Annotated in this window: 28 protein-coding genes; 15 read left to right on the top strand and 13 right to left on the bottom strand. The window is 59.1% G+C overall.

The features are described 5' to 3' along the window. Nucleotides 1-2,100, top strand: coding sequence for a phosphate acetyltransferase (pta, locus tag OH720_RS04080; protein WP_272604650.1), 2,100 nt, complete (start codon nucleotides 1-3; stop codon nucleotides 2,098-2,100). Beyond that, nucleotides 2,101-3,006 carry an acyltransferase gene (locus OH720_RS04075; RefSeq protein WP_272604649.1) on the top strand — a complete coding sequence of 302 codons (906 nt, stop codon included), beginning with the start codon at nucleotides 2,101-2,103 and terminating at the stop codon, nucleotides 3,004-3,006. A gap of 170 nt (nucleotides 3,007-3,176) precedes the next feature. On the opposite strand, the gene cysN is transcribed toward OH720_RS04075, so the two are convergent. The 3 genes from cysN to OH720_RS04060 all read right to left on the bottom strand — a co-directional run bounded on the left by cysN (nucleotide 3,177) and on the right by OH720_RS04060 (nucleotide 7,018). After that, on the bottom strand, nucleotides 3,177-5,075 hold the full coding sequence (gene cysN, locus OH720_RS04070; RefSeq protein ID WP_272604648.1) for a sulfate adenylyltransferase subunit CysN: 1,899 nt from the start codon (nucleotides 5,073-5,075) through the stop codon (nucleotides 3,177-3,179). A gap of 9 nt (nucleotides 5,076-5,084) precedes the next feature. Further along, a complete protein-coding gene (cysD, locus tag OH720_RS04065) occupies nucleotides 5,085-6,002 on the bottom strand; it encodes a sulfate adenylyltransferase subunit CysD (RefSeq protein WP_008054388.1) in 918 nt (305 codons plus the stop codon). 257 nt (nucleotides 6,003-6,259) lie between these two features. Continuing rightward, nucleotides 6,260-7,018 (bottom strand): Nif3-like dinuclear metal center hexameric protein, encoded by a 759-nt coding sequence (locus tag OH720_RS04060; protein ID WP_272604647.1) that lies wholly within the window; start codon nucleotides 7,016-7,018, stop codon nucleotides 6,260-6,262. 103 nt (nucleotides 7,019-7,121) lie between these two features. Here OH720_RS04060 and algW point away from each other — a divergent pair, with 103 nt between their 5' ends. The 5 genes from algW (at nucleotide 7,122) to OH720_RS04035 (ending at nucleotide 12,657) form a co-directional block, all read left to right on the top strand. Next, nucleotides 7,122-8,282: a Do family serine endopeptidase AlgW gene (algW, locus tag OH720_RS04055; RefSeq protein ID WP_180205716.1), complete on the top strand. Its 1,161-nt coding sequence runs from the start codon at nucleotides 7,122-7,124 to the stop codon at nucleotides 8,280-8,282. Nucleotides 8,283-8,369: 87 nt separating this feature from the next. After that, complete coding sequence (locus OH720_RS04050) at nucleotides 8,370-10,475, top strand: TonB-dependent siderophore receptor (protein WP_272604646.1); 2,106 nt, start codon at nucleotides 8,370-8,372, stop codon at nucleotides 10,473-10,475. 12 nt (nucleotides 10,476-10,487) lie between these two features. Further along, on the top strand, nucleotides 10,488-11,207 hold the full coding sequence (locus tag OH720_RS04045) for a DUF4198 domain-containing protein (RefSeq protein WP_272604645.1): 720 nt from the start codon (nucleotides 10,488-10,490) through the stop codon (nucleotides 11,205-11,207). 473 nt (nucleotides 11,208-11,680) lie between these two features. Next, entirely contained in the window at nucleotides 11,681-12,121 is a 441-nt protein-coding gene (locus tag OH720_RS04040; RefSeq protein WP_272604644.1) for a hypothetical protein, read from the top strand. Between the two features lie 59 nt (nucleotides 12,122-12,180). Continuing rightward, nucleotides 12,181-12,657 carry a hypothetical protein gene (locus OH720_RS04035; RefSeq protein WP_272604643.1) on the top strand — a complete coding sequence of 159 codons (477 nt, stop codon included), beginning with the start codon at nucleotides 12,181-12,183 and terminating at the stop codon, nucleotides 12,655-12,657. Between the two features lie 60 nt (nucleotides 12,658-12,717). On the opposite strand, the gene hisC is transcribed toward OH720_RS04035, so the two are convergent. From hisC to OH720_RS03985, 10 genes are all read right to left on the bottom strand, one after another. Further along, entirely contained in the window at nucleotides 12,718-13,770 is a 1,053-nt protein-coding gene (gene hisC / locus OH720_RS04030; RefSeq protein ID WP_272604642.1) for a histidinol-phosphate transaminase, read from the bottom strand. Nucleotide 13,771: 1 nt separating this feature from the next. Continuing rightward, nucleotides 13,772-15,097 (bottom strand): histidinol dehydrogenase, encoded by a 1,326-nt coding sequence (gene hisD / locus OH720_RS04025; protein WP_272604641.1) that lies wholly within the window; start codon nucleotides 15,095-15,097, stop codon nucleotides 13,772-13,774. A 125-nt stretch (nucleotides 15,098-15,222) separates the two neighbouring features. Then, nucleotides 15,223-15,858 (bottom strand): ATP phosphoribosyltransferase, encoded by a 636-nt coding sequence (hisG, locus tag OH720_RS04020; RefSeq protein WP_008018703.1) that lies wholly within the window; start codon nucleotides 15,856-15,858, stop codon nucleotides 15,223-15,225. Nucleotides 15,859-15,986: 128 nt separating this feature from the next. Further along, nucleotides 15,987-17,252 (bottom strand): UDP-N-acetylglucosamine 1-carboxyvinyltransferase, encoded by a 1,266-nt coding sequence (gene murA / locus OH720_RS04015; RefSeq protein ID WP_272604640.1) that lies wholly within the window; start codon nucleotides 17,250-17,252, stop codon nucleotides 15,987-15,989. A gap of 22 nt (nucleotides 17,253-17,274) precedes the next feature. Further along, on the bottom strand, nucleotides 17,275-17,514 hold the full coding sequence (locus OH720_RS04010) for a BolA family protein (protein WP_020796650.1): 240 nt from the start codon (nucleotides 17,512-17,514) through the stop codon (nucleotides 17,275-17,277). Nucleotides 17,515-17,628: 114 nt separating this feature from the next. Continuing rightward, a complete protein-coding gene (locus OH720_RS04005) occupies nucleotides 17,629-17,934 on the bottom strand; it encodes an STAS domain-containing protein (protein WP_272604639.1) in 306 nt (101 codons plus the stop codon). Continuing rightward, nucleotides 17,931-18,572 carry an MlaC/ttg2D family ABC transporter substrate-binding protein gene (locus OH720_RS04000; protein WP_272604638.1) on the bottom strand — a complete coding sequence of 214 codons (642 nt, stop codon included), beginning with the start codon at nucleotides 18,570-18,572 and terminating at the stop codon, nucleotides 17,931-17,933. Before OH720_RS04000 ends, OH720_RS04005 begins: the two co-directional genes overlap by 4 nt. 11 nt (nucleotides 18,573-18,583) lie before the next feature. Then, nucleotides 18,584-19,051, bottom strand: a complete 468-nt coding sequence (mlaD, locus tag OH720_RS03995) for an outer membrane lipid asymmetry maintenance protein MlaD (RefSeq protein WP_008054374.1) — start codon at nucleotides 19,049-19,051, stop codon at nucleotides 18,584-18,586. After that, nucleotides 19,051-19,848, bottom strand: coding sequence for a lipid asymmetry maintenance ABC transporter permease subunit MlaE (gene mlaE / locus OH720_RS03990; protein WP_008054372.1), 798 nt, complete (start codon nucleotides 19,846-19,848; stop codon nucleotides 19,051-19,053). Before mlaE ends, mlaD begins: the two co-directional genes overlap by 1 nt. Beyond that, nucleotides 19,848-20,657, bottom strand: a complete 810-nt coding sequence (locus OH720_RS03985; RefSeq protein ID WP_008054371.1) for an ATP-binding cassette domain-containing protein — start codon at nucleotides 20,655-20,657, stop codon at nucleotides 19,848-19,850. The genes mlaE and OH720_RS03985 overlap by 1 nt, the downstream gene beginning before the upstream one ends. Nucleotides 20,658-20,932: 275 nt before the next feature. Between OH720_RS03985 and OH720_RS03980 the strand changes: the two genes are divergently transcribed. The 8 genes from OH720_RS03980 to ptsN all read left to right on the top strand — a co-directional run bounded on the left by OH720_RS03980 (nucleotide 20,933) and on the right by ptsN (nucleotide 26,811). Further along, entirely contained in the window at nucleotides 20,933-21,907 is a 975-nt protein-coding gene (locus tag OH720_RS03980) for a KpsF/GutQ family sugar-phosphate isomerase (protein WP_272604637.1), read from the top strand. Then, nucleotides 21,907-22,431, top strand: a complete 525-nt coding sequence (locus OH720_RS03975) for a KdsC family phosphatase (RefSeq protein WP_008054369.1) — start codon at nucleotides 21,907-21,909, stop codon at nucleotides 22,429-22,431. The genes OH720_RS03980 and OH720_RS03975 overlap by 1 nt, the downstream gene beginning before the upstream one ends. An 8-nt stretch (nucleotides 22,432-22,439) precedes the next feature. Beyond that, nucleotides 22,440-23,012, top strand: coding sequence for an LPS export ABC transporter periplasmic protein LptC (lptC, locus tag OH720_RS03970; RefSeq protein ID WP_272604636.1), 573 nt, complete (start codon nucleotides 22,440-22,442; stop codon nucleotides 23,010-23,012). Beyond that, nucleotides 22,999-23,547, top strand: coding sequence for a lipopolysaccharide transport periplasmic protein LptA (gene lptA / locus OH720_RS03965; RefSeq protein ID WP_272604635.1), 549 nt, complete (start codon nucleotides 22,999-23,001; stop codon nucleotides 23,545-23,547). Before lptC ends, lptA begins: the two co-directional genes overlap by 14 nt. Further along, a complete protein-coding gene (gene lptB, locus OH720_RS03960; RefSeq protein ID WP_008054366.1) occupies nucleotides 23,547-24,272 on the top strand; it encodes an LPS export ABC transporter ATP-binding protein in 726 nt (241 codons plus the stop codon). Before lptA ends, lptB begins: the two co-directional genes overlap by 1 nt. 184 nt (nucleotides 24,273-24,456) lie before the next feature. Further along, a complete protein-coding gene (locus OH720_RS03955; RefSeq protein ID WP_032831235.1) occupies nucleotides 24,457-25,950 on the top strand; it encodes an RNA polymerase factor sigma-54 in 1,494 nt (497 codons plus the stop codon). Nucleotides 25,951-26,025: 75 nt separating this feature from the next. After that, nucleotides 26,026-26,334, top strand: a complete 309-nt coding sequence (gene hpf / locus OH720_RS03950; RefSeq protein WP_008018717.1) for a ribosome hibernation-promoting factor, HPF/YfiA family — start codon at nucleotides 26,026-26,028, stop codon at nucleotides 26,332-26,334. 12 nt (nucleotides 26,335-26,346) lie between these two features. Continuing rightward, nucleotides 26,347-26,811 (top strand): PTS IIA-like nitrogen regulatory protein PtsN, encoded by a 465-nt coding sequence (gene ptsN, locus OH720_RS03945; protein ID WP_272604634.1) that lies wholly within the window; start codon nucleotides 26,347-26,349, stop codon nucleotides 26,809-26,811.

The raw sequence follows: 26,811 nt of genomic DNA, 5'->3' as shown, positions 1-26,811 counted from the left end.
ATGCAAACTTTTTTTATCGCGCCCACTGATTTTGGCGTGGGCCTGACCTCCATCAGCCTCGGGCTGGTACGTACCCTCGAGCGCGCCGGCCTGAAAGTCGGCTTTTTCAAGCCGATTGCCCAGCCCCATCCAGGTGATACCGGCCCTGAGCGCTCTACCGAACTGGTAGCCCGTACCCATGGCCTGAAGCCGCCAAAACCATTGGGCCTGGCCCATGTCGAACGCATGCTCGGTGACGGCCAGCTTGATGAGCTGCTCGAAGAAATCATCACCCTCTACCAGCAAGCCGCTATTGGCAAGGACGTGCTGGTCGTGGAGGGCATGGTGCCAACCCGCAGTGCAAGCTATGCCGCACGGGTCAATTTGCATCTGGCCAAGAGTCTCGATGCCGAAGTGATCCTGGTGTCGGCACCGGAAAACGAAGTGCTGACCGAATTGTCCGGTCGCGTGGAATTGCAGGCGCAGTTGTTTGGCGGCCCGAAAGACCCGAAAGTCCTCGGTGTGATCCTGAACAAGGTCAAGACAGACGAAAGCATGGAGGCCTTTGCCGCGCGCCTGAAGGAACATTCACCGCTATTGCGCAGTGGTGATTTCCGCCTGCTGGGCTGCATTCCGTTCCGCCCGGAACTGAACGCGCCGCGCACTCGCGACGTGGCCGACCTGATGGGCGCGCAAGTGCTCAACGCCGGCGACTATGAAACCCGGCGCATGACCAACATCATCATTTGCGCGCGCACCATGCGCAACACCGTGGAGCTGCTCAAGCCCGGCGTGCTGGTGGTGACCCCCGGCGATCGCGACGACATAATCCTCGCCGTCAGCCTCGCGGCCATCAACGGCGTGCCGCTGGCCGGTCTGTTGCTGACCAGCGACACCCTGCCCGACCCGCGCATCATGGACCTCTGCCGTGGCGCCTTGCAGGCCGGTCTGCCAGTACTGTCGGTGAGCACCGGTTCCTACGACACCGCCAACCAGTTGAACGGCCTGAACAAGGAAATCCCGATCGACGACCGCGAGCGCGCAGAGATCATCACCGATTTCGTCGCCAGTCACCTCGACGCCAACTGGCTGCACCAGCGCTGCGGTACCCCGCGGGAAATGCGCCTGTCGCCGGCTGTGTTCCGCTATCAATTGATCCAGCGCGCCCAGGCCGCCAACAAGCGTATCGTCCTGCCGGAAGGCAGCGAACCGTTGACCGTACAAGCCGCCGCCATTTGCCAGGCCCGTGGCATTGCCCGCTGCGTGTTGCTGGCCAAGCCTGCAGATGTCGAAGCCGTGGCCCGCGCCCAAGGCATTGAATTGCCGCCGGGGCTGGAAATTCTCGACCCTGACCTGATTCGCGAGCGCTACGTCGAGCCAATGGTGGCCCTGCGCAAAAGCAAAAGCCTCAACGCACCGATGGCCGAGCAGCAACTGGAGGACACCGTGGTGATCGGCACCATGATGCTGGCGCTGGACGAAGTCGATGGCCTGGTATCGGGCGTCATTCACTCTACCGCCAACACCATCCGCCCGGCCCTGCAACTGATCAAGACCGCGCCGGGCTGCACCCTGGTGTCGTCGGTGTTCTTCATGCTGTTTCCCGAAGAAGTGCTGGTCTACGGCGACTGTGTGATGAACCCGCACCCGAGCGCCGTGGAACTGGCCGAAATCGCCCTGCAAAGCGCCGACTCGGCGGCGGCATTCGGCATCACCCCGCGTGTGGCGATGATCAGCTATTCCAGCGGTGAGTCGGCCAGCGGCGAAGAAGTCGAGAAGGTCCGCGAAGCGACATTGCTCGCCCATGAACAGCAAAACTCGCTGCTGATCGACGGCCCTTTGCAGTATGACGCCGCCGCCAACGAAACCGTGGCCCGGCAACTGGCGCCGAACAGCCAGGTGGCTGGTCGCGCCACGGTGTTCGTGTTCCCCGACCTCAACACCGGCAACACCACGCACAAAGCCGTGCAGCGCAGTGCCGACTGCGTCAGCCTCGGGCCGATGCTGCAAGGCCTGCGCAAACCGGTGAACGATTTGCCGCGCGGTGCGCAGGTCGATGACATCGTCTACACCATCGCCCTGACTGCGATTCAAGCCGCCAACCGACCTGTGGATGTGTAAATGCTGGATTTCCTACCCGCGTTTTTGCGCGGAGTGATTGCCGCGCTGCTGCTGGCGCTGAACACGATTTTGCTGTGCTCGTTCCTGTTCTGTGTGGCGCTGTTCAAGGTACTGCCGTTCGCGCTCACCCAACGCATTGCACACTGGTTGATGGGCCATACCCACGAAGCCTGGATCAGCAACAACAAAGGCTGGATGAACCTGGTCCGTCGCACCCGCTGGCACGTCAGCGGCTTGCAGGGCCTGGACTATCAGCACTCGTACCTGATCACCAGCAACCACCAGAGCTGGGTCGATATTCTGGTGCTGCAATACGTGCTCAATCGGCGTATCCAGCCGCTGAAGTTCTTTCTCAAGCAGGAGTTGATCTGGGTGCCGGTGATTGGACTGGCGTGGTGGGCGCTCGGTTTTCCGTTCATGAAGCGCTACTCCAAGGCCTATCTGGAAAAGCACCCCGAGAAGAAAGGCAAAGACCTGGAAACCACGCGCAAGACCTGTGCGAAGTTTCGTGATAACCCGGTGGGCATTTTCAATTTCGTTGAAGGCACGCGCTTTACCGAAGGCAAGCATGCCCAGCAGAAATCACCGTTCAAGTACCTGCTCAAGCCCAAGGCGGGCGGTATTGCCTTTGTGCTGGATGCCATGGGTGAACAGTTGGAATCGATCGTCAACGTGACGATCCATTATCCAGCCGGTCGCCCGGGCTTCTGGGACTTGCTGTGCGGTAACGTCAAAGACGTGGTGGTGCATTTTCAGGAGCTGAAGATTCCGCCGCAGTTCATTGGCAAGAATTACGACCAGGACGGTGAGTATCGCTTGCAGTTCCAGGGCTGGATCAACCAGTTGTGGGAAGACAAGGATGCGTTGCTGGGGCAGATGCACCGCGAATTCCCAAGCAGACGCTGATCCCTTGTAGGAGTGAGCCTGCTCGCGATAGCGGTCGTACATTCAGAATTTGTGTCGACTGATACACCGCTATCGCGAGCAGGCTCACTCCTACAGTTGACCGAGTCGATCTGAAATAAAAAACCCGCCGATGATCACTCATCGGCGGGTTTTTCATTGCAGGCTAACGCTTAGATCGCGCCACGCTTGCGCAGCAACTCCAGCACCTGCTTGACGCCTTCTTCCAGCGACACGGACTGGGTATCGATCACCAGGTCGGCATCCAGCGGTACGTCGTACGGGAAGGACTCGCCCGGGATGTTATCCCCGGCTGCCGCGTACAGGCCTTGCGGGTCACGTTCGGCACAGACCGTCGGCGAAGCCTGGACGTAGACCGTTACCAGACGCTCTTTGCCGATCAGTTCCCGAGCCTGCTCACGACCTTCGGCACTCGGCGCAACGAACGCCGCCAGGGTCAGCAGGCCGGCTTCGTTGAACTGACGCGCCACGTGAGCGGCACGACGCCAGTTCTCGGTACGCCCGGCGCGATCCTGTGGCAGACCTTTGTTCAGGTCATGACGCAGGTTCTGGCCATCGAGCACGAACACCGCACGACCCAGGTCGAACAGCTTGCGTTCAACCGCATACGCCAGAGTGCTTTTGCCCGCGCCCGACAGGCCGCTGAACAACACGGTGGCCGGTTGTTGGCCGAAGCGCTGTGCACGCTCTTCGGTGGCGACGTGGGCCAGTTTGCCGTGGTGCGTGCTGGTGCCATGCGCCACCGGCTGCGCGACGATCATGCCGGCGCCAACGGTGCCGTTGGTCAGGCGGTCGATGATGATGAATGCACCGGTGGTGCGGTTGCTGTCGTAACCGTCGAGGGCAATCGGCGCGTCGAGCGCGATCTTGACCTTGCCGATTTCGTTCAGCTGCAACGCGCTGGCCGGGCCTTCTTCCAGGGTGTTCACGTCGACCTTGTTGACGATGCTGGCGATGGAACCAGGTACGTAACTGGTAGCGCGCTTGATGTCGTATTTCTTGCCCGGCAGCATCGGCTCTTCAGCCATCCACACCAGCATCGCTTCGAAGCTGTCGGTGACCGGCGGCACGTTGTCGGCGTGAACCAACAGGTCGCCACGGGAGATGTCGATCTCGTCTTCCATGGTCAGGGTTACCGCCTGACCGGGACCTGCGTGTTCCAGTTCACCTTCGAAGGTGACGATGGATTTCACGCGGCTGCTCTTGCCCGACGGCAACACCACGACTTCGTCGCCCTTCTTGACGATACCGCTGGCCAGGGTGCCGGCGAAACCGCGGAAGTTCAGGTTCGGACGGTTGACGTACTGCACCGGGAAACGCAGGTCGGTGAAGTTGCGGTCGCCCGCCACTTCCACGGTCTCGAGGATTTCCATCAGCGACTGGCCGGTGTACCACGGCGAGCGCTCGGACTTGTTCACCACGTTGTCGCCCTTCAAGGCCGACATCGGCACGAAGTGCATGCTGGTCGGCTTCAGCTTCAAGCCCTCGGCAAACTGCAGGTAGTCGGCCTTGATCGACTCGAACACGCCCTGGTCGAAGTCCTTGAGGTCCATCTTGTTGATGGCGACGACGATGTGCTTGATGCCCAGCAACGACGCGATGAAGCTGTGGCGGCGGGTCTGGGTCTGCACGCCGTAGCGGGCGTCGACCAGGATGATCGCCAGGTCACAGGTGGATGCACCAGTGGCCATGTTGCGGGTGTACTGCTCATGGCCGGGGGTGTCGGCGATGATGAATTTGCGCTTGGCGGTGGAGAAGTAGCGGTACGCGACATCGATGGTGATGCCTTGCTCACGCTCGGCCTGCAGGCCATCGACCAGCAGTGCCAGGTCGATGTCTTCACCGGTGGTGCCGACTTTTTTCGAGTCGCGGGTAATGGCTTCCAGGTGATCTTCGTAGATCATCTTGGAGTCATGCAGCAGGCGCCCGATCAGGGTGCTCTTGCCGTCGTCGACGTTACCGCAGGTCAGAAAGCGCAGCAGTTCTTTACGTTCGTGCTGGCCCAGGTAGGCGAGGATGTCCTCGCTGATCAAATCAGATTGGTGCGACATGACAGCCCCTTAGAAATAGCCTTGACGTTTTTTATCTTCCATCGAGCCTGCGCCATCGTGGTCGATGACACGGCCCTGGCGCTCGGAAGTTCGCGTCAGGAGCATTTCCTGAATGATGTCCGTGAGGCTTTCGGCCTCGGACTCCACCGCGCCCGTCAACGGGTAGCAGCCAAGGGTACGGAAACGCACTTTCTTTTTGACGATGCGGGCTTTGTCTTCATCGCTCAGGTGTTCGAGGATGCGCTCGTCGTCGATCATGATCAGGGTGCCGTTCTTCTCGATGACTTCACGCTCGGCGGCGAAGTACAGCGGGACGATCGGGATGCCTTCCAGATAGATGTACTGCCAGATGTCCAGCTCGGTCCAGTTCGACAACGGGAATACGCGAATGGATTCGCCCTTGTTGACCTTGCCGTTGTAGACGTTCCACAACTCCGGGCGCTGGTTTTTCGGGTCCCAGCGGTGCTTGCTGTCGCGGAACGAGTACACGCGCTCCTTGGCGCGGGATTTCTCTTCATCGCGGCGCGCGCCACCGAAGGCGGCATCGAAACCATGCTTGTCCAGTGCCTGCTTCAGGCCCTCGGTCTTCATGATGTCGGTGTGCTTGGCACTGCCGTGGGTGAACGGGTTGATGCCTTGCGCCACACCTTCAGGGTTCACATGGGTGATCAAGTCCAGGCCCAGCTCGGCAACCATCTTGTCGCGGAAGCTGTACATCTCCTGGAATTTCCACTGGGTGTCGACGTGCATTACCGGGAACGGCAGCTTGCCGGGGAAGAACGCCTTGCGTGCCAGGTGCAGCATCACGGCGGAGTCTTTACCGATGGAGTACAGCATCACCGGGTTGTCGAACTCGGCGGCCACCTCGCGGATGATGTGGATGCTTTCCGCCTCCAGCTGTTTCAGATGCGTCAGTTTGTCGACCATGGCTACTCACGAAAACATTCTTATGAACGGCCAGCGGGCCGTGTTCGAGCGGGGAATCCTAGCACAGCGCCCCCTTCTAATCAGGACGCCAACTAGATCGAAAGAGCATATGAATATGCCCGCCTGTTTGGGCTTCTCCGATCTCGTAGGAGCGAGGCTTGCCCGCGAAGAACGATAATGCGGTGTACCTGATGCGCCCGGTCATCGTTTTTCGCGGGCAAGCCTCGCTCCTACAAAAAATCGTACTCCGCGCAAAGTCAGATCGGGTTGGGGCAATCGATGAAGATGTGCTCAAGGGCAAAGCGCTTCGCCAGGTAATCACCCAGCGCCTGCACGCCATAACGCTCGGTGGCGTGGTGCCCGGCAGCAATGAAGCTGATGTCGTTTTCCCGCGCACTGTGGAAGGTTTGCTCCGAGGCTTCGCCGCTGAGGTACAGATCGACACCCGCCAGTACCGCCTGATCGATGTAGCCCTGACCGCCCCCGGTGCACCAGCCAACGCGGCGAATCATTGCGTTGCCTTCAATCAGCAATGGCTCGCGGCCCATGACTTCCCGTACCCGACGAGCGAAATCCTGGGCTGTCACGGGCTCGTTCAACGAGCCGACCAGACCGACGATCTTCAGGTTGTCGGGATCGAGCGGACCTTCGACGGTGATGTCCAGCTGCCGCGCCAACTGCACGTTGTTGCCAACCTCAGGGTGCAGGTCCAGCGGCAGGTGATAGGACAGCAGGCTGATGTCGTGCTTGAGCAGCGTTTTCAGGCGGCGCTGCTTCATGCCGGTGATGCACGGGTTCTCGCCTTTCCAGAAGTAGCCGTGATGCACCAGCACCAGGTCGGCGTTGGCCTGCACCGCGGCATCAAGCAAGGCCTGGCTGGCGGTGACGCCACTGACGATGCGCATCACCTGCGGTCGGCCCTCGACCTGCAGGCCGTTGGGGCAGTAATCGGCAATTTTCGAACTGCCGAGGTAACGGTCGGCTTCTTCGACCAGGGTGCTCAGGGCGACGGCCATAAAAGACTCCTAAATATCCCGTTCAGAGGCACGCGTGGCCTCGTATAATGCGCGTCATTATGAGCGGTCTCATACCGCCTGCAACTCTCTCAGGACGTGCTTAATGCTCAAGGCGCTGCGTTTTTCCGGCTGGCCGTTGTTGGCCGGCGTGCTTGTCGCTCTGTTAATCATCCAGCGTTACCCGCAGTGGGTCGGGCTTCCAAGCCTCGACGTGAACCTGCAACAAGCCCCGCAAACCACCAGCATGCAGCAAGGCCCGGTGTCTTATGCCGACGCGGTGACCACCGCCGCGCCGTCGGTGGTGAACCTGTACACCACCAAAGTCATCAACAAACCCAATCATCCGCTGTTCGAGGACCCGCAGTTTCGTCGCTTCTTCGGCGACAACTCGCCCAAGCAGAAACGCATGGAGTCGAGCCTCGGCTCCGGCGTGATCATGAGCCCGGAAGGCTACATCCTGACCAACAACCACGTGACCAGCGGTGCCGACCAGATCGTGGTGGCGCTCAAGGACGGCCGCGAAACCTTGGCGCGGGTGATCGGCAGTGACCCGGAAACCGACCTCGCGGTCCTCAAGATCGACCTGAAGAAACTGCCTTCGATCACCGTCGGCCGCTCCGACAACATCCGCATCGGTGACGTGGCCCTCGCCATCGGCAACCCGTTCGGCGTTGGCCAGACGGTGACCATGGGCATCATCAGTGCCACCGGGCGCAATCAGCTGGGCCTGAACAACTACGAAGACTTCATCCAGACCGACGCCGCGATCAACCCTGGCAACTCCGGCGGTGCGCTGGTGGACGCCAATGGCAACCTGACCGGCATCAACACGGCGATCTTCTCCAAGTCCGGCGGTTCGCAAGGCATCGGTTTCGCGATTCCGGTGAAGCTGGCCATGGAGGTGATGAAGTCGATCATCGAACACGGCCAGGTGATTCGCGGCTGGCTTGGTATCGAAGTGCAGCCATTGTCCCAGGAACTGGCGGAGTCGTTTGGCCTGTCGGGGCGTCCGGGCATTGTGGTGGCGGGGATTTTCCGCGACGGTCCGGCGCAAAAGGCCGGCCTGCAATTGGGTGACGTGATTCTCAGCATCGACGGCGAGCCAGCAGGCGATGGCCGTCGCTCGATGAACCAGGTGGCGCGGATCAAGCCGACCGATAAGGTCACTATCCAGGTGATGCGCAACGGCAAGGAGCTCAAGCTCACGGCAGAAATCGGCTTGCGTCCGCCGCCTGCGCCGGTCAAGGAAAAAGAAGAGAACTAAACCTGGCCCGAGAAATTCGGGCTATTGGAAGATATTCTCATTAGACATGTTATATTGTTTCAATTACTGCAATTGGAACAACATAACATGTCGTCTCGAACAAAGGCCTCGTTCGTCGGATTCGCCTTCGGCCTGCTGGGAAACCCGGTCTTCGCCGAAGAATCACCAACGCTTGAACTGGACGCCATCAGCGTCACTTCCGATTACGAATCCCCCACAGGCCCGGTCGAGGGCTATCGCGCCACCCGCTCTTCCAGCGCGACCAAGACCGACACAGCCATTCGAGACATCCCGCAATCGATCAGCGTGATCCCCGCCAGCGTGCTCAAGGACCTGGGCAGTACCAGCGTCGAACGCGCGCTGGATTTTGCCGGCGGTGTGTCGAAGCAGAATAACTTCGGCGGCCTGACCCTTTACGAATACAGCGTGCGCGGCTTCACCACGTCGGAGTTCTACAAGGACGGGTTCAGCGCCAACCGTGGCTACCCCAGCACACCGGATGCGGCCAACATCGAACGTATCGAAGTGCTCAAAGGCCCGGCGGCCAGCCTGTATGGCCGGGGTGATCCGGGCGGCACGGTCAACATCGTCACCAAGAAGCCACAGCCTGGCGCCTTTACCACACTGCAAACCAGCGCTGGCAGCTGGGATCGCTATCGCACCACGCTGGACCTCAACACGCCGCTGGATGAACAAGGTGATGTCCTGTCGCGAGTGAACATGGCCGTCGAGGACAATCACAGCTTCCGTGATCATGTCGACAGTCAACGCGTGTTCGTCGCGCCCTCCTTCAGCTGGCAACTCAATCCCGATACCAACCTGTTGGTGGAAAGCGAATTCGTCCGGCACAGCTCTACCTTCGACCGTGGCATCGTCGCGCCGAACAATACGTGGAGCGGCGTTTCCCGTTCGACCTTCCTCGGCGAACCCAACGACGGCGATATCGACAACCACAACAATCTGCTGCAGGCCGCACTCGAACATCAGCTCAACGACACTTGGAAGCTGCGCCTGGCCAGCCACTACAAGGAAGGCAAACTCTGGGGTTTCGCCTCCGAGTCGCGGCCGCTGAATGCCGATGGCCACTCGGTCAACCGCCGTTACCGTGAGCGTGACAACAACTGGCATGACAGCATCACCCAGCTCGAACTGCGCGGCCTGTTCGACCTCGGCAGTTGGCAGCACGAATTGCTGATCGGCAGCGAGTACGAGAACTATCGCAAGGACGAGCGGGTCACGACGATCGCTGGCAGCCCCTACGCCATCGACATCTACAACCCGATTTACGGCCAGCCGAAACCCAACGGTGCGCGCTCAGGGACGGACTTCTTCGAGCACGTCGAAAGCCATGCGCTGAACCTGCAGGATCAGATCATCTTCACCGACAAGCTGCGGGGCATGCTCGGTGCACGCTTCGAACACTTCGAGCAGAGCATCGACGACCACACCCGCGACACCTCCAGCCGCCAGCGTCACGACGCCCTCACCCAACGGGCCGGCCTGCTCTATCAGCTGACGCCTGAAGTCGGCGTGTTCGCCAATGTCTCCACCTCGTTCAAACCCAATAACGGCCTGGACGCCGCCGGCAAATCCTTCGACCCGGAAGAAGGCGTCGGCTATGAAGTCGGCATCAAGAGCGAGCTGTTCGACGAGCGCGTGAGCAGCACCCTCGCCGCTTTCCATATCGAGAAGGAAAACGTCCTCGCCCTCGACCCAGGCACCGACACTAGCCGCGCCATGGGCAAGGCGCGCAGCCAGGGTTTCGATCTGCAATTGGCCGGGCAAGTCACCGACGCGGTACGGGTGATCGGCGCCTTCGCCTACATCGATGCCGAAGTCACCCAAGGCGACAAGGTCATTCCCACTGGCAGCCAAATTCTCGGCGTGGCCAAACGCAGTGGCAGCCTGTTGGGGGTTTATGAGTTTCAGGATGGCCACTTGCGCGGTTCGGACGTCGGCGCGGCCTTCACCTATGTCAGCGATCGCTCAGGTGAAGCCGGCAGCGATTTCGAACTGCCGGCCTACCACACCGTCGACCTGCTGGCCCATTACAAGGCCAGCGAAAACGTCACGGTGGGGCTGAACCTGAACAATGTTTTCGACGAGAAATACTTCGAGCGCTCGTACAGCAACTACTGGGTCAACCCCGGCGAGCCGCGCAACTTCACTGTCAGCCTGACACTCACTCTGTAAAAGGACGTCCCCATGCACCCTCTCAAACCCCTGGCGCTGCTCGGTTTGCTGTTCGCCACCCAAGTCTCCGCCCACGGTCTGTGGACCGAACAACGCCGCGGCAACATCGAAGTGATCTACGGCCACGGCGCCGAGGACAATGCGTTCAAAGCGCAGAAAATCAGCGGCGCCTGGGCCTACGACGGCAATGGAAAAATGATTCCGGTCACGGTGCAGCGCCTGGCCGATCACGCGCGCCTGCAACCGCTGAAGCCGCCCGCCGTTATCGCGGTGGCATTGAACAACGGCATGTGGTCGCAAACAGCCGATAAAAAATGGATCAACGAGGGCCGCAGCAAAGTGCCCGGCGCCATCGAATCCACAGAGACATTCAAATACAGCCTGGCGATTTATCAGCCGGGAGCGAAGCTGCCGAAACTCGATCAGATCAAACTGCTGATCCTGCCGGAGGTCGATCCGCTGGGCGTTGGACCGGGCCAGTCGTTGCCGGTCCGGGTGCTACTGGACGGCAAGCCGGCGGCGGGAGTGAAGTTGGTTGGCGACTACCGCAACGCGCCGAACACCCTGACCACCGAGACTGATGCAGACGGTCGGGCGCAGGTGCTGGTGCGCAATGAAGGGTTGAATGTGATTGCGGCGCAGTTGGAAGTGCCGGTGAAGGACAGCACTGACGTGAGCAGTCGGGGATTGTTCAGCTCGCTGACGTTTTTGGGCGAGCCGCATCACGAATAAAAACAACGCCGCCCCTTGTAGGAGCGAGCTTGCTCGCGAAAAACTTTCGGTAACCGCGATCATTCAGATAAAGCGCGTAATCGTTGTCGTCCATCGCGAGCAAGCTCGCTCCTACAGGATAAGTGGCGGCTCAAAGATTGCCGAGGCAGTCGACCCACCAACTCGCAAATCTTATCGAAGTACTCGGTCCTCGAACGTCCCAGCGCCGACATTCGCCATACGTCGCGTCTACAGGATCAATGCTGATCCGGCAATCGTTTCAAAATTGCTCAACCGCTTATTTTAATATTCATACGCAACATTAAAAGCGATTCCAAAAAGCACTAAAGCACTGTCACTTGTGACAGTACATCACCGTTCTCAAACGTCGTAAGCTGTGAATGCAACCTCGTCTTGAGAAATCGTAGTAAGTTCACCCATCAAAAAACACGAACTGCAGTCCAGGTAGAGCTTTTATCTTAAAAGGAAAAATCATGACCACTCAACCAACATACAAACATAACCCTAAAACTAAAATTGAAAAGGGAGATGCCACCCTGAACTGGAGTGGTAAAAACCTCACATCATCATCAGTAGGTTTTAACACCAATACCGCCGGTGGGTTGCTATTTGCAAACTATTTACGACAGACAGATAGCAAAAATTCAAAAGGCGGAAACGATTCCGATATCGTTGTAGCGTGCTTCTTGAGCAATACGGATATCCCTGAAAGATTCGACCAGCCTTACAAAGCTGGCAGCACAAACCATCCATTCCGGTGGGGCCTTTTCTACGAGGGCGCTGAACATTTTGCGACTGAAGGGTCTATCACTGGAGTATTTTCTAACGGATATAGAAAAATCGAAGCAGAAATCAGAATGCTGCTTGAAAATGGCGAGACCGTCGTAACTTTATTTAACGCAGAGAAAGTTTAAAGCCGCTATTTCCACAGAAATAAGCACTCACTAATTTAATCAGCAGAAAGGATGCAACCATGACCAGTCAAAAAAAAGACGAATCAGCCTTTACATCCACACGCGACTCAGGCACAGCAACTTTCAACTGGGAGGGCACTGAGCTTAAATCCGATAAAGTTGAATTCGGATACAACGGCACGACCGAAGGCCTGATATTTGCGCGTTACTTAAGTGAAAAAAACCGTGCAGAGCGTGGGGGTACCGAAAACGATACAATTTTGCTATCCCTGCGCAGTGAAATCCTGCCCGAAAAAGACTTTATACAGATCTTCAATGAGGGCGATCAAAACTACAAAGTTTCCTGGAAATTTATATATGATAACCGTGCATATGACGTAAAAAACGGAACCATTAGTGGCCGATTTACACCTGGATACGGAAGAATCAAAGCTAATGTAACCATGACCTTAACAGATGGGTCAACGGTGAGCGGAAAGCTAGACATTTATAATTCAAAAGCGCCCCATAGCGGGGAGCCATATAAAAAACATTAATTATTGTAATCACACAGAACAGTTCCCGCCTAAACACCGGGAACTGTTCTCATTCAAAATTTACAACTCACCAAGCCCATCAACCAACGCCTGATTCTGCTCCGGCGTGCCAATACTGATCCGCAAGAACTGCGCAATCCGCTCCTGCTTGAAGTGCCGCACGATCACGCCCTGCTCACGCAGTTTGGCTGCCAGGCCTGCCGCATCGTGCATGGGGTGACGAGCGAAAATGAAGTTCGCCGCCGACGGCAGCACTTCAAAGCCCTTGGCCTGCAATTGCGCAACGACCTTGTCGCGGCTTTCGATGACCAGACGGCACGTCTTGTCGAAGTACTCGCGATCCTCGAACGCCGCCGCCGCGCCGACATTCGCCATGCGATCGATCGGATAGGAGTTGAAGCTGTTCTTGATCCGCTCCAGCGCCTCGATCAGATCCGGATGCCCCACCGCCAGGCCAACCCGCAGGCCCGCCAGGGAACGGGATTTGGACAGGGTCTGGGTCACCAGCAGGTTCGGGTAACGGTCCACCAAGGTGATGGCCGTCTCGCCACCGAAGTCGATGTAGGCCTCATCCACCACGACCACCGAGTCCGGGCTGGCCTTGAGGATTTGCTCGACCGCCTCGAGCGCCAACAGGCAACCGGTCGGTGCGTTCGGGTTGGGGAAGATGATCCCGCCGTTCGGTTTGGCGTAGTCCGCAGGGTTGATCTGGAACTGCTCGTCCAGCGGCACCGCATCGAACTTGATGCCGTACAAACCGCAGTAGACCGGATAGAAGCTGTAGCTGATGTCCGGGAACAGCAGCGGCTGATCGTGCTGCAGCAAGCCGTGGAAGATGTGCGCCAGGACTTCGTCGGAACCGTTGCCGAGGAACACCTGGTTGCTCTGCACGCCGTAGTACTTGGCGACGGCATTTTTCAGCAGATCGCTGTTCGGGTCCGGGTACAGGCGCAGGTTGTCGTTCAGTTCGGTCTGCATCGCAGCCAGGGCCTTGGGCGATGGACCGTACGGGTTTTCGTTGGTGTTGAGCTTCACCAGTTTTGCCAGCTTTGGCTGTTCGCCCGGTACGTAGGGCACCAGGTTCTTGACGAACGGGCTCCAGAATTTACTCATCTCAGTTCCCCTGCTTGTCGTCGATGATGCGGTATTCGGCACTGCGGGCGTGGGCGGTCAGCGACTCGCCACGGGCCAGCACCGAAGCGGTTTTACCCAGGTCGGACGCGCCCTGCTCCGAGCAAAAAATGATCGACGAACGTTTCTGGAAGTCGTATACGCCCAGCGGCGACGAGAACCGCGCCGTGCCGGAAGTCGGCAATACGTGGTTCGGGCCTGCGCAGTAATCGCCCAGCGCTTCGCTGGTGTGACGGCCCATGAAGATGGCACCGGCATGGCGGATCTGCGGGAGCCAGGCGTGCGGATCGGCGACCGACAGTTCCAGGTGCTCCGGCGCGATGCGGTTGGCCACTTCGATGGCTTGCTCCATGTCACGCACCTGGATCAGCGCACCACGGCCGTTGATCGAGGTTTCGATGATCTCGGCGCGCTCCATGGTCGGCATCAGCTTGGCGATGCTCGCGGCGACCTGATCGAGGAAGGCCGCATCAGGGCTGACCAGAATCGCCTGGGCGTCTTCATCATGCTCGGCTTGGGAGAACAGGTCCATGGCAATCCAGTCAGGATCGGTCTGGCCGTCACATACCACGAGGATCTCGGACGGACCTGCGATCATGTCGATACCGACCTGGCCGAACACGTGACGCTTGGCGGTGGCGACATAGATGTTGCCCGGGCCAACCACTTTGTCGACCTGCGGCACGCTTTCGGTGCCATAAGCCAGCGCGGCAACCGCTTGTGCGCCACCGATGGTGAAAACACGGTCAACACCGGCGATGCAGGCAGCCGCCAACACAAGCTCGTTGATTTCACCGCGCGGGGTCGGCACCACCATGACCACTTCGGTCACACCGGCAACCTTGGCCGGAATCGCGTTCATCAACACTGAAGAGGGGTACGACGCCTTGCCGCCCGGTACGTACAGACCGGCGCGATCGAGCGGCGTGACCTTCTGGCCCAGCACGGTGCCGTCGGCTTCGGTGTAGCTCCAGGAGTCCTGTTTCTGCTTTTCGTGGTAGCTGCGTACGCGGGCCGCGGCTTTTTCCAGGGCTTCGCGCTGCGGCACGGTAATGCGGGTAAGTGCCAGCTCCAGGCGTTCGCGTGGCAGGATCAGGTCCGCCATGGACGCGACGTCCAGCCCGTCGAACTGGCGGGTGAATTCCACCAACGCGGCATCGCCACGCTCGCGCACCGCCTTGATGATGTCCAGCACCCGCTGATTGACCGAGTCGTCAGACACACTTTCCCAGCTCAGCAGATGATCCAGATGATGCGCGAAATCCGGGTCAGCAGCGTTGAGTCGGCGAATTGCAGTCGGTGCGGTCATAGCGAGAGCCTCATAGGATTGGCAAAAAACTCAGGCGCCCGAAACTAACATTCGATCCGCTTGGGCACCTGAGAATTCTGGCTATGAGGCGGATAGACGGCGCGACTCAACGTCGCGCAAGTGAATCAGCCGCGGTGTCGAGACTCCACTGCCTTGCGCAGGGTGTCGATCAACGCCTGGATACGGGCGTGCTGCATTTTCATCGAAGCTTTGTTGACAATCAGCCGGGAGCTGATGGCCGCGATGAAATCCTGTGGCTCCAGGCCGTTGGCCCGCAGCGTGTTACCGGTGTCGACCACGTCGATGATCTTGTCGGCCAGGCCAATCAGCGGCGCCAGCTCCATCGAGCCATAGAGCTTGATGATGTCGACCTGGCGGCCCTGCTCGGCGTAGTAACGCTTGGCAACGTTGACGAACTTGGTGGCGATACGCAGGCGGCCCTTGGGCTCGACCGCACCGACCTTGCCGGCGGTCATCAACTTGCACTGGGCAATCTGCAGGTCCAGTGGCTCGTAGAGGCCCTGGCCGCCGTATTCCATCAGCACGTCTTTACCCGCGACACCGAGGTCGGCGGCACCATGCTCGACATAAGTCGGCACGTCGGTGGCACGCACGATCAACAGGCGTACATCTTCCTGGGTCGTGGGGATGATCAACTTGCGGCTCTTGTCCGGATTCTCGGTCGGCACGATGCCCGCTTCAGCCAGAAGCGGCAGGGTGTCGTCAAGGATGCGGCCCTTGGACAGTGCGATGGTCAACATGGGAAACGTCAGTCCTTATCAAGGTACTCATGCCCGGTCGCAAATGGCGCCGAACACACATCGAGGGTGTAACCACCCTCGACTTTGAACAAATCAACGGGCACGTCCTTGCGCCCATGAAGCAGAAACTAGCCCGGAACGCGACGGATCTTGGCGCCCAGCATCTGCAGTTTCTCTTCGATGCACTCGTAGCCACGGTCTATGTGGTAGATGCGGTCGATCAGCGTGTCGCCGTCGGCGATCAACGCCGAAATTACCAGGCTGGCCGAAGCACGCAGGTCGGTAGCCATCACTGGCGCACCCTTGAGCTTTTCGATGCCGGTGACGATGGCGGTGTTGCCTTCGACCTGGATGTGCGCGCCCATGCGGTGCAGTTCGTAAACGTGCATGAAACGGTTTTCGAAGATCGTCTCGATCACGGCACCAGTGCCTTCGGCAATGGCGTTGAGGGAGATGAACTGCGCCTGCATGTCGGTCGGGAACGCCGGGTACGGAGCGGTTCGCACGTTCACGGCTTTAGGCCGCTTGCCGTGCATGTTCAGCTCGATCCAGTCTTCACCGGTATTGATTTCGGCGCCTGCTTCGCGGAGTTTCTCCAGCACGGCTTCGAGGATGGTCGGATCGGTGTCCTTGACCTTCACACGACCGCCGGTCACGGCCGCGGCCACCAGGTAGGTGCCGGTTTCGATACGGTCCGGCATCACCTTGTAGGTGGTGGTGTGCAGGCGCTCGACGCCATCGATGGTGATGGTGTCGGTGCCAGCGCCCGAAACCTTGGCACCCATGGCGTTCAGGAAGTTCGCCAGGTCGACGACTTCAGGCTCGCGCGCGGCGTTTGCCAGGACGCTGCGGCCCTTGGCCAGGGCAGCGGCCATCATGATGTTTTCGGTACCGGTCACGCTGACGGTATCGAAGAAGAAGTGCGCACCGCGCAGGCCGCCTTCAGGCGCCTTGGCCTTGATGTAGCCGCCTTCGACGTCAATGACCGCGCCCATGGCCTCCAGGCCACGGATGTGCAGGTCAACCGGACGCGAACCGATGGCGCAACCGCCAGGCAACGCGACTTCGGCTTCACCGAAACGGGCAACCATCGGGCCCAGCACCAGGATCGACGCACGCATGGTTTTAACCAGTTCGTACGGAGCGATCAGGGTCTTGATGGTGCGCGGATCGATTTCGACGGCCAGCTTCTCGTCGATCACCGGCTCGATCCCCATGCGACCGAACAGCTCGATCATGGTGGTGATGTCGTGCAGGTGTGGCAGGTTGGCAACGGTCACCGGACCATCGCACAGCAGGGTGGCCGCCAGGATCGGCAGGGCGGAGTTCTTTGCCCCGGAGATGCGGATCTCGCCGTCAAGACGAGCACCGCCAGTAATAATCAATTTATCCATTAGAATCTCGACGCCCTTGGGCTCAGGTGCGCTCGGCCCAGGCCGCGCTGCTGAAAAATTTCATTGTGACCGCATGGATGCTGCCATCGGTGATCCATGGGTTCAAATGGGCATAGACCTGTTGCTGACGCTTCACCGGGCTCAATGCCGCCAGTTCATCGCTAATCACGTTCAGCTGGAAATTGCAGCCTTCGCCCTCGACTTCTACCTTCGTTCCGGGCAGCTTTCCTTCAAGAAAGCTCTTCACTTCGTTGGCCTGCATGCTCAACCTCAATCGGCGCCCTGTGCGCGCGGGTCGGACATCATACAAAAAAGCCCCGCGCCTGCGAACCCCGCGAAGCAGGACTCTGACGGGGGGCTTGTTCATAGATGCGGGTTAGGGATGCGCCAACAGCTCGGTCAGTTCACTGACCTGAGCGATTTCGCGCATGTCTTCTGGCATCCCGCGGATGCTCAGCGCCTTGCCGGCCGCCTGGGCATCACGCATGAAACACAACAGCAACGACAGACCGACGCTGCTGGATTTTTCCACCGCCGAACAATCAACCACCACGGCCGCGGCCTTGCTGGCATTGATCAGCGCCTGCCCCTGCTGGCGCAATTGCGGGCCGGTGCGATAATCCAGCACACCGCTGAGCCGCAGCTCGCCGGCTTCGTCCATCCGGACCGCCGACTCACTCATTGGGTCTGCTTCTCCGTGGATTCCTTGGCCTTGGCGACTTCCCCGGCCCAACCATTGATGGTTTTGTCCAGGTCGTTGCCATTGCGCTGCATCGCATCAGCGAACTGATCACGGAACAACTTGCCAATGTTGATGCCGTTGATGATGACGTTACGCAATTTCCACTCGCCGCCGACCTTTTCCAGTGTGTAGGACACAGGATAGATCGCGCCATTGCTGCCCTTGACCGTCATGCCGACGCTCGTACGCTCGCCCGACTCGTCCTTGGCAGGATCAACGGTGATGCCCTGGTTGTTGTATTCGAGCAAGGCATTGCCATAGAACTGGAACAGGCCCTTCTTGAAGTTTTCCTCAAAGGTCTTCATTTGCGCAGGCGTAGCTTTGCGCGAGTACTTGACCGTCATGATGCTTTTGGAAATACCTTCGGCATCCACCACAGGCCCGACAATGCTGTTGAGCGCCGCATAGAAGTCCTGCGGATCCTGTTTGTACTTCTCTTTGTTGGCGGCCAGGTCGGCCAGCAAGCGGTTGGTGGTGTCCTGAACCAGCTCGTGCGCGGTAGGCGCCGCCACGGCGTTGGCCACCAACGGCAAGACCGCGAGCAGAACCAACAGGCCACGTCGCAAGGTAGAGATCATTCAAAAGCTCCTCATTTGGCGTCTTTGCTAACGGTATTGAGCAGGAATTTACCGATCAGGTCCTCGAGCACCAGCGACGACTGGGTGTCGTGGATGGTCCCGCCATCCTTGAGCAGGGCTTCTTCCCCACCCACACTGATACCGATGTACTTCTCGCCCAACAGGCCAGCGGTCAGGATAGATGCAGTGGAGTCTGCCGGTAGATTATCTACGCGCTTTTCCAGCTGCATGGTCACCCGACCGGTGAAACTGTCGCGGTCCAGATCGATTGCCGTGACCTTGCCGATGGTCACACCGGCCATGGTCACTTTAGCTCTGACAGTCAAACCGGCGATATTGTCGAAATACGCATAAAGTTTATAGGTTTCGGTGCTCGGGCTCGGGGACAGTCCACTGACCCGCAACGCCAGCAACAGCAAAGCCAGGATGCCAGCCAGCAAGAAAAGGCCGACACCGATTTCCAGGGTGCGGTTTTGCATCAGAAATCTCCAAACATCAAGGCGGTCAGAATAAAGTCCAGGCCGAGCACAGCCAAAGAGGCATACACCACGGTCTTGGTAGTGGCACGACTGATCCCCTCTGAAGTGGGCTCGCAGTCATAGCCTTGGAATACGGCGATCCAGGTCACGACGAAGGCGAAGACCATGCTTTTGATGATGCCGTTGAGCACATCGTCGGCAAAGGTCACGCTGTTCTGCATGTTCGACCAGTAGGAGCCTTCATACACACCCAGCCAGTCGACGGCCACCCAGGAACCGCCCCAGATACCCACCACGCTGAAAATCATCGCCAGCACCGGCAAGGAAATGAAGCCGGCCCACAAGCGCGGGGCAATGATGTACTTGAGCGGGTCCACCCCGATCATTTCCAGGCTGGAGAGCTGTTCGGTGGACTTCATGTTGCCTATTTCCGCCGTCAGCGCCGAACCTGCACGCCCGGCGAACAGCAATGCAGTCACCACCGGTCCCAGTTCACGCAGCAGCGTCAGCGCCACCATCTGCCCCACCGCCTGCTCCGAACCGTAGCTGGACAGGATGTTGAAGCCTTGCAGCGCCAGCACCATGCCGATGAATATCCCGGAGACCACGATGATCACCAGGGACATCACCCCCACCGAATGCAGTTGCTTGACCAGCAGGCCAAACCCGCCACCGATGCCTCCGCGCCCCAGCAGTGCGTGAAACAGAAAAAGCGAAGAGCGCCCGAACACCGCCAGTACGTCGATGCCGGCGTGGCCGAACCGGCGCACCCTTTCCAAAAGCGAAATCTTGCGCATCAACGCTTCCCCAGAAGATCTGCGCGGTAATCCGTCGCTGGAAAGTGATAGGCGACCGGACCGTCGGGCTCGCCTGTCATGAATTGACGGATACGCGGCTCGTCCGAGTTCATCAGCTCGTCGGGCGTGCCCTGGCCCAACACCTGCCCGTCGCCCACCACATAGATGTAGTCGGCGATGCTGGCGGTTTCGGCCAGATCATGGGAAACCACGATACTGGTAATGCCCAGCGCATCGTTGAGCAAGCGGATCAGGCGCACCAGTACGCCCATGGCGATGGGATCCTGGCCGACAAAGGGCTCGTCATACATGAGAATCTGCGGATCGAGCGCAATCGCCCGCGCCAGCGCGACGCGACGCTTCATGCCGCCGGACAGTTCGTCGGGCATCAGGTCGATGGCGCCACGCAACCCAACGGCCTGCAATTTGAGCAGGACGATGTCGCGGATCATTTCTTCGGGCAGCCCGGTATGAACGCGCAATGGAAAGGCGACGTTCTCGAAGACATCGAGGTCGGTAAACAGTGCGCCACTCTGAAACAGCACACCCATGTGCTTGCGTGCATCGAACAGATCACTGCGCGACAACGCCGGCAGGTTCTGACCATTGACCCAGACCTCGCCACTGGCAGGCCGCAACTGGGCGCCCATCAAGCGCAAGAGCGTGGTCTTGCCACACCCGGAAGGTCCCATGATGCCGGTGACCTTGCCGCGCGGAATACGGATATCAATGTTATTGAAAATGCTGCGCGCGCCGCGCTTGAAGGTCAGTCCCTTCAGCTCGACCGCGTAGGCGTTATCGGCACTCATCTAAACTCCTTGCGATGCAGCCTCACACTCGGACGCCTGGCTTCCTGACAAAAGCACATACTTCCCGGGCGGGCCGAACTGGCGGCGAACTATATCACTGCAAGCGTCACGCGCCCAAGGCCAATGCCGGGCCATGTTCAGCAGCATGACAGCCAGAAAGCTCCATCTAGAGGGGATTCGGTTACAAGGAATGACAATGGGCAACGAACTTGCGTGAGGGTTTCAACCATACCGGCTATAATCGCCGCCTTTTCACCAGGCTAAATATTTTCGAAATGAGCCAATCCAACGACCTGATCAATTCAGCACAACGCACCATCCGCCTCGAACTGGAAGCCGTTCAAAGCTTGCTGCCCCGTATCGACGGGGATTTCGTGCGCGCCTGCGAAATGATTCTGGCCAGCAAAGGGCGTGTCGTCGTGGTCGGCATGGGCAAATCGGGGCACATCGGCAACAAGATTGCCGCTACCCTGGCCAGTACCGGCACCACGGCCTTTTTTGTGCATCCTGCCGAAGCCAGCCATGGCGACATGGGCATGATCACCCGCGACGACATCATCCTGGCGCTGTCGAACTCCGGCTCAACCAATGAAATCGTCACCCTGCTGCCGCTCATCAAGCGCCTGGGTATCCAGTTGATCAGCATGACGGGCAAGCCCGACTCGCCACTCGCCAAGGCGGCCGAGGTCAACCTGAATGTGCAGGTCGAGCATGAGGCCTGCCCGCTGAACCTGGCGCCCACCTCGTCGACGACCGCCGCGCTGGTCATGGGCGATGCCTTGGCCGTCGCATTGCTGGAAGCTCGCGGTTTTACCGCCGAGGATTTCGCCTTTTCCCACCCGGGCGGTGCACTGGGCCGACGCCTGCTGCTGAAAGTGGAAAACGTCATGCACGCCGGGCAAGAGCTGCCGCAAGTACTGCGCGGCACCCTGCTCAAGGATGCGCTGATGGAAATGACCCGCAAGGGCCTGGGCATGACCGTGGTACTCGAGGCCGACGGCAAGCTGGCCGGGATCTTCACCGACGGTGACTTGCGTCGCACGCTGGACCGCAGCATCGATATCCACAGCGCCACTATCGACCAGGTCATGACCGCCCATGGCAAGACCGCCCGTGCCGAAATGCTCGCCGCCGAGGCCCTGAAAATAATGGAAGATCACAAAATCAACGCGCTGGTCGTGGTCGACAGCGAAGATCGCCCGGTCGGTGCCCTGAACATGCACGACTTGCTGCGTGCGGGAGTAATGTAATGAGCATGGACCTGCTGGAACGCGGCCAACAAATCAAACTGGCGGTGTTCGATGTCGATGGCGTCCTGACAGACGGGCGCCTGTACTTCCTCGAAGACGGTAGCGAATTCAAGACGTTCAACACCCTCGACGGCCAGGGCATCAAGATGCTGATGGCGGCCGGCGTGCAGACCGCGATCATCAGCGGCCGCAAAACCCCGGTGGTCGAACGACGCGCGAAGAACCTCGGCATTCCCCACCTGTATCAGGGTCGCGAAGACAAACTGGTGGTGCTCGACGAGCTTCTTGCCCAACTCGGCCTAAGCTATGAGCAGGTCGCCTACCTCGGTGACGATTTGCCGGACCTGCCAGTGATCCGCCGCGTCGGCCTGGGCATGGCAGTGGCCAACGCCGCCAGCTTCGTGCGCGAGCACGCTCACGGCATAACCCAAGCCCGCGGGGGTGAAGGTGCCGCACGTGAATTCTGCGAATTGATCCTGCGCGCCCAAGGCCGCCTCGACGAGGCCAATGCCGCGTACCTGTGAGCCAGATCATGCTGAGTAAAAAGATTCGTAACACCCTGTTGTTCGGTAGCATCACGGCGATTTTCGCTGCGGTTGGCTACTGGAACATCAGCCCGGAACGCTTTCTCGACAAGCCGGTAGTGCACGTCGATGAGAGCGCTATCGACTATTACGCCACCAACGCCCACAGCGTGCAGTTCCTGCCGGACGGCAGGCTGCAATACGAGATGACGTCGGACAAGGTCGAGCACCTGAAAGCCACCGAAGTGACGCTGTTGACCAACCCCGACCTGAACATGTTCCGGGGCACCGAGTTCCCATGGCACGTCCAGAGCGAAAAAGGCGAAGTCAATCCCGACGGCACGCAGGTCGAATTGATAGATTCGGTGCGCATTACCCGTTTCGACGAAAAAAACCGCAGGACGCTGATTACCACCACCCGCATGACCGTGTTCCCGCAGCAGCAATATGCGCAGACCGAGCGAGACGTTAGAATCGACGGCGCTGGCGGTGTATCGACTGGCAAGGGAATGAAGGCGTATTTGAAAGAAAGCAGGATACACCTGCTATCGAACGTAAGAGGACAGTATGAGGCTCGTTAAAACCCTCCCTATTTTGCTCAGTCTGGGCGCAGCACTGGGAAGCGTGAGCGCCTGGGCTCTGCCGAACGATCAGCAGCAGCCAATCCGCATTCAGGCCGATGATGCCCAGCTGGACGACAAGAACGGTGTAGCCACCTATACGGGCGATGTGATCATCACCCAGGGCTCGATCATCGTTAAGGGCAACAAGGTGACAATGACCCGCGCCGCCGATGGCGACATCGATGTGGTGACCTCGGTTGGCAACCTGGCCTACTTCGAGCAACTGCAGACCGCCGGCGACTCCAAGCCCGTGCAGGGCTGGGGCGTGACCATCCAGTACCTTGCCAAGCAAAATCGTGTCGTGCTGATCGACAAGGCCAAGGTCATCGACAAGGACGACAACATCACTCAAGGCGAGAAAATCGTCTATGACACCGAGAAGAAGCTGGCCAGCGCCGGTCGCGCCACGGGCAGCAAGGTGACCGAATCGCGCCCGCGCATCGATATGGTGATCCAGCCGAAAAAGAAAACCGACGAGCAAAAGGCCCCGTAATGGCAACTCTGAAAGCCCAGCACCTGGCCAAGAGCTATAAGAGCCGCCAGGTCGTGCGTGACGTCAGCCTGTCCATCGACAGCGGCCAGATCGTCGGCCTGCTCGGCCCCAACGGCGCCGGCAAGACCACCTGCTTCTACATGATCGTCGGCCTGGTACAGGCCGATCAGGGCCGCGTACTGATCGATGACCTCGATGTCAGCCACCAGCCGATGCACGGTCGCGCCAAGGCGGGTATCGGCTATCTGCCGCAAGAAGCATCGATCTTCCGCAAACTCTCGGTGGCCGACAACATCATGGCCATCCTCGAGACCCGCAAGGAGCTCGACAAGGCCGGTCGTCGCAAGGAACTGGAAAGCCTGCTGCAGGAGTTCCACATCAGCCACATCCGCGACAATCTCGGCATGAGCCTGTCCGGTGGTGAGCGCCGCCGTGTGGAAATCGCCCGGGCACTGGCCACCAACCCGAAATTCATCCTGCTCGACGAACCGTTCGCCGGCGTGGACCCGATCTCGGTAGGCGACATCAAGCAGATCATCCACCACCTCAAGGCGAAGGGGATCGGCGTGCTGATCACCGACCACAACGTCCGTGAAACCCTGGATATCTGCGAAACCGCCTATATTGTCAACGATGGCCAACTGATCGCCGAAGGCGACGCTGAAACCATCCTGGCCAACGACCTGGTGAAGGAAGTGTACCTGGGGCATGAATTCCGCCTGTAAGCATCGCGGTGTCCGGCGGGTCGGCCGAGCGCTTGCCGCAATAAAAAATCAATCTTTTTTTATTGTTACAGCGCTCTAGGCAAACGCCGCAGTTTCGGGCATATAATTTGCTTAAGTTTGGCGCTCCGGCGCCCTGTAGTGGATGGCGCATGTGCGCCGGCGAATAAGGTGTTAAGCCCCTGCCATGAAACCATCGCTAGTCTTGAGAATGGGCCAGCAGCTGACGATGACACCGCAGCTGCAACAGGCCATCCGCCTGCTCCAATTGTCGACCCTGGACCTGCAACAGGAAATCCAGGAGGCCCTGGAGTCCAATCCGATGCTCGAGCGCCAGGAAGAAGGCGACGACTTCGACAATTCCGACCCACTGGCCGACAACGCCGAACACAAGCCCAGTACCGACATCCAGGAACCCTCTTACCAGGAAAGCGCCCCGACCGTCGATAACATCGAGGAAGGCGACTGGAACGAGCGCATCCCCAACGAATTACCTGTCGACACCGCCTGGGAAGACGTCTACCAGACCAGCGCCAGCAGCCTGCCGAGCAACGATGACGACGAGTGGGATTTCACCACCCGCACATCGGCCGGCGAGAGCCTGCAAAGCCACCTGTTGTGGCAATTGAACCTGGCACCGATGTCCGACACCGATCGCCTGATCGCCGTGACCCTGATCGACTGCATCAACAACCAGGGTTATCTGGACGAGACGCTGGAGGAAATCCTCGAAGCCTTCGATCCGGAACTGGACATCGAACTGGACGAAATCGAAGCCGTCCTGCACCGCATCCAGCAATTCGAACCTGCCGGTATCGGTGCGCGCAACCTGGGCGAATGCCTGCTGCTGCAATTGCGCCAGCTACCCGCCAAGACACCTTGGCTGGCCGAAGCCAAGCGCCTGGTCACCGACTACATCGACTTGCTCGGCAGCCGCGACTACAGCCAGCTGATGCGCCGCATGAAGCTCAAGGAAGATGAACTGCGCCAGGTCATCGAACTGGTCCAGAGCCTCAACCCGCGCCCGGGCTCGCAAATCGAGTCGACCGAAGCCGAATACGTGGTTCCCGACGTGATCGTGCGCAAGGACAACGAACGCTGGCTGGTGGAGCTCAACCAGGAGTCGGTGCCTCGCCTGCGGGTCAACGCCCAGTATGCCGGGTTCGTTCGCCGTGCCGACACCAGCGCCGACAACACCTTCATGCGCAATCAGCTGCAGGAAGCCCGCTGGTTCATCAAGAGCCTGCAAAGCCGCAACGAAACCCTGATGAAAGTGGCCACGCAGATCGTCGAGCATCAGCGCGGCTTCCTGGAGTACGGCGACGAGGCCATGAAACCATTGGTCCTGCATGACATCGCCGAAGCAGTCGGCATGCACGAGTCGACGATTTCACGGGTCACCACGCAGAAATTCATGCATACCCCTCGGGGCATCTATGAACTGAAATACTTTTTCTCCAGCCACGTCAGCACCTCCGAAGGCGGAGAATGCTCGTCCACGGCGATTCGCGCGATCATCAAAAAACTGGTAGCTGCGGAAAATCAGAAAAAGCCGTTGAGTGACAGCAAGATCGCTGGTTTACTGGAGGCACAAGGCATTCAGGTGGCCCGCCGCACCGTCGCCAAGTATCGCGAATCCCTGGGGATCGCGCCTTCGAGCGAACGCAAGCGGTTGATGTAGGGCCACGCCACAGCGTTCCAGTGGCAGATCATCTGGATCTGCCGCTTTATGCACTGGCAACGAAGGAGAAGCTGTATGCAAGTCAACATCAGTGGACACCAACTGGAAGTGACCGAACCTCTTCGCTCCTACATCGGCGAAAAACTCGAACGATTGGAGCGACATTTCGACAAGATCACTAACGTGCAGGTCACGATGACGGTCGAAAAGCTGAAGCAGAAAATCGAAGCCACGCTGCATATTCCCGGCAATGAAGTGGTCGCCAACGCGGAACATACCGACATGTACGCGGCGATCGACGCATTGACCGACAAGCTGGATAAACAACTCAAAAAGCATAAGGAAAAGACCCAGAGCCTCCTCCAGGGCGCTACGGGTCGTTAACACTCCCAACCCATGATCCGACTTGAAAGCATCCTGACCCCCGGCCGTTCCCTGGTGAACGTGCCGGGCGGCAGTAAAAAGAAAGCCCTCGAGCAAATTGCCAACCTTATCCATCGCGAAGTGCCGGATCTGGAGATGCAAGATGTCTTCGAGGCTTTGATTGCCCGCGAAAAACTAGGCTCGACCGGTTTTGGCAACGGCATCGCCATTCCCCACTGTCGACTGAAGGGCTGCAACGCACCCATCAGCGCCTTGATGCACCTGGATGCCCCCATCGATTTCGACGCCATCGACGGCGCCCCGGTTGACCTGCTGTTTGTGCTGCTGGTCCCGGAAGCCGCTACCGATGCGCACCTGGAGCTGTTACGCCAGATCGCCAGCATGCTCGACCGTAAGGAAGTGCGCGAAAAACTGCGTAGCGCCTCGAGCAATGAAGCCTTGTATCAGGTTGTCCTGAGCGAGCAAAACGGTCACTAA

It is taken from the genome of Pseudomonas sp. WJP1 (assembly GCF_028471945.1).
Classification (GTDB): Bacteria; Pseudomonadota; Gammaproteobacteria; order Pseudomonadales; family Pseudomonadaceae; genus Aquipseudomonas.
This window is presented reverse-complemented; position numbering and strand designations above follow the sequence as displayed.

Bases quoted from the DNA above. Each gene is read 5' to 3' on its own strand.
- pta (WP_272604650.1), top strand. From the start codon at position 1: ATGCAAACTTTTTTTATCGCGCCCACTGATTTTGGCGTGGGCCTGACC.
- OH720_RS04075 (WP_272604649.1), top strand. From the start codon at position 2,101: ATGCTGGATTTCCTACCCGCGTTTTTGCGCGGAGTGATTGCCGCGCTG.
- cysN (WP_272604648.1), bottom strand. From the start codon at position 5,075: ATGTCGCACCAATCTGATTTGATCAGCGAGGACATCCTCGCCTACCTG.
- cysD (WP_008054388.1), bottom strand. From the start codon at position 6,002: ATGGTCGACAAACTGACGCATCTGAAACAGCTGGAGGCGGAAAGCATC.
- OH720_RS04060 (WP_272604647.1), bottom strand. From the start codon at position 7,018: ATGGCCGTCGCCCTGAGCACCCTGGTCGAAGAAGCCGACCGTTACCTC.
- algW (WP_180205716.1), top strand. From the start codon at position 7,122: ATGCTCAAGGCGCTGCGTTTTTCCGGCTGGCCGTTGTTGGCCGGCGTG.
- OH720_RS04050 (WP_272604646.1), top strand. From the start codon at position 8,370: ATGTCGTCTCGAACAAAGGCCTCGTTCGTCGGATTCGCCTTCGGCCTG.
- OH720_RS04045 (WP_272604645.1), top strand. From the start codon at position 10,488: ATGCACCCTCTCAAACCCCTGGCGCTGCTCGGTTTGCTGTTCGCCACC.
- OH720_RS04040 (WP_272604644.1), top strand. From the start codon at position 11,681: ATGACCACTCAACCAACATACAAACATAACCCTAAAACTAAAATTGAA.
- OH720_RS04035 (WP_272604643.1), top strand. From the start codon at position 12,181: ATGACCAGTCAAAAAAAAGACGAATCAGCCTTTACATCCACACGCGAC.
- hisC (WP_272604642.1), bottom strand. From the start codon at position 13,770: ATGAGTAAATTCTGGAGCCCGTTCGTCAAGAACCTGGTGCCCTACGTA.
- hisD (WP_272604641.1), bottom strand. From the start codon at position 15,097: ATGACCGCACCGACTGCAATTCGCCGACTCAACGCTGCTGACCCGGAT.
- hisG (WP_008018703.1), bottom strand. From the start codon at position 15,858: ATGTTGACCATCGCACTGTCCAAGGGCCGCATCCTTGACGACACCCTG.
- murA (WP_272604640.1), bottom strand. From the start codon at position 17,252: ATGGATAAATTGATTATTACTGGCGGTGCTCGTCTTGACGGCGAGATC.
- OH720_RS04010 (WP_020796650.1), bottom strand. From the start codon at position 17,514: ATGCAGGCCAACGAAGTGAAGAGCTTTCTTGAAGGAAAGCTGCCCGGA.
- OH720_RS04005 (WP_272604639.1), bottom strand. From the start codon at position 17,934: ATGAGTGAGTCGGCGGTCCGGATGGACGAAGCCGGCGAGCTGCGGCTC.
- OH720_RS04000 (WP_272604638.1), bottom strand. From the start codon at position 18,572: ATGATCTCTACCTTGCGACGTGGCCTGTTGGTTCTGCTCGCGGTCTTG.
- mlaD (WP_008054374.1), bottom strand. From the start codon at position 19,051: ATGCAAAACCGCACCCTGGAAATCGGTGTCGGCCTTTTCTTGCTGGCT.
- mlaE (WP_008054372.1), bottom strand. From the start codon at position 19,848: ATGCGCAAGATTTCGCTTTTGGAAAGGGTGCGCCGGTTCGGCCACGCC.
- OH720_RS03985 (WP_008054371.1), bottom strand. From the start codon at position 20,657: ATGAGTGCCGATAACGCCTACGCGGTCGAGCTGAAGGGACTGACCTTC.
- OH720_RS03980 (WP_272604637.1), top strand. From the start codon at position 20,933: ATGAGCCAATCCAACGACCTGATCAATTCAGCACAACGCACCATCCGC.
- OH720_RS03975 (WP_008054369.1), top strand. From the start codon at position 21,907: ATGAGCATGGACCTGCTGGAACGCGGCCAACAAATCAAACTGGCGGTG.
- lptC (WP_272604636.1), top strand. From the start codon at position 22,440: ATGCTGAGTAAAAAGATTCGTAACACCCTGTTGTTCGGTAGCATCACG.
- lptA (WP_272604635.1), top strand. From the start codon at position 22,999: ATGAGGCTCGTTAAAACCCTCCCTATTTTGCTCAGTCTGGGCGCAGCA.
- lptB (WP_008054366.1), top strand. From the start codon at position 23,547: ATGGCAACTCTGAAAGCCCAGCACCTGGCCAAGAGCTATAAGAGCCGC.
- OH720_RS03955 (WP_032831235.1), top strand. From the start codon at position 24,457: ATGAAACCATCGCTAGTCTTGAGAATGGGCCAGCAGCTGACGATGACA.
- hpf (WP_008018717.1), top strand. From the start codon at position 26,026: ATGCAAGTCAACATCAGTGGACACCAACTGGAAGTGACCGAACCTCTT.
- ptsN (WP_272604634.1), top strand. From the start codon at position 26,347: ATGATCCGACTTGAAAGCATCCTGACCCCCGGCCGTTCCCTGGTGAAC.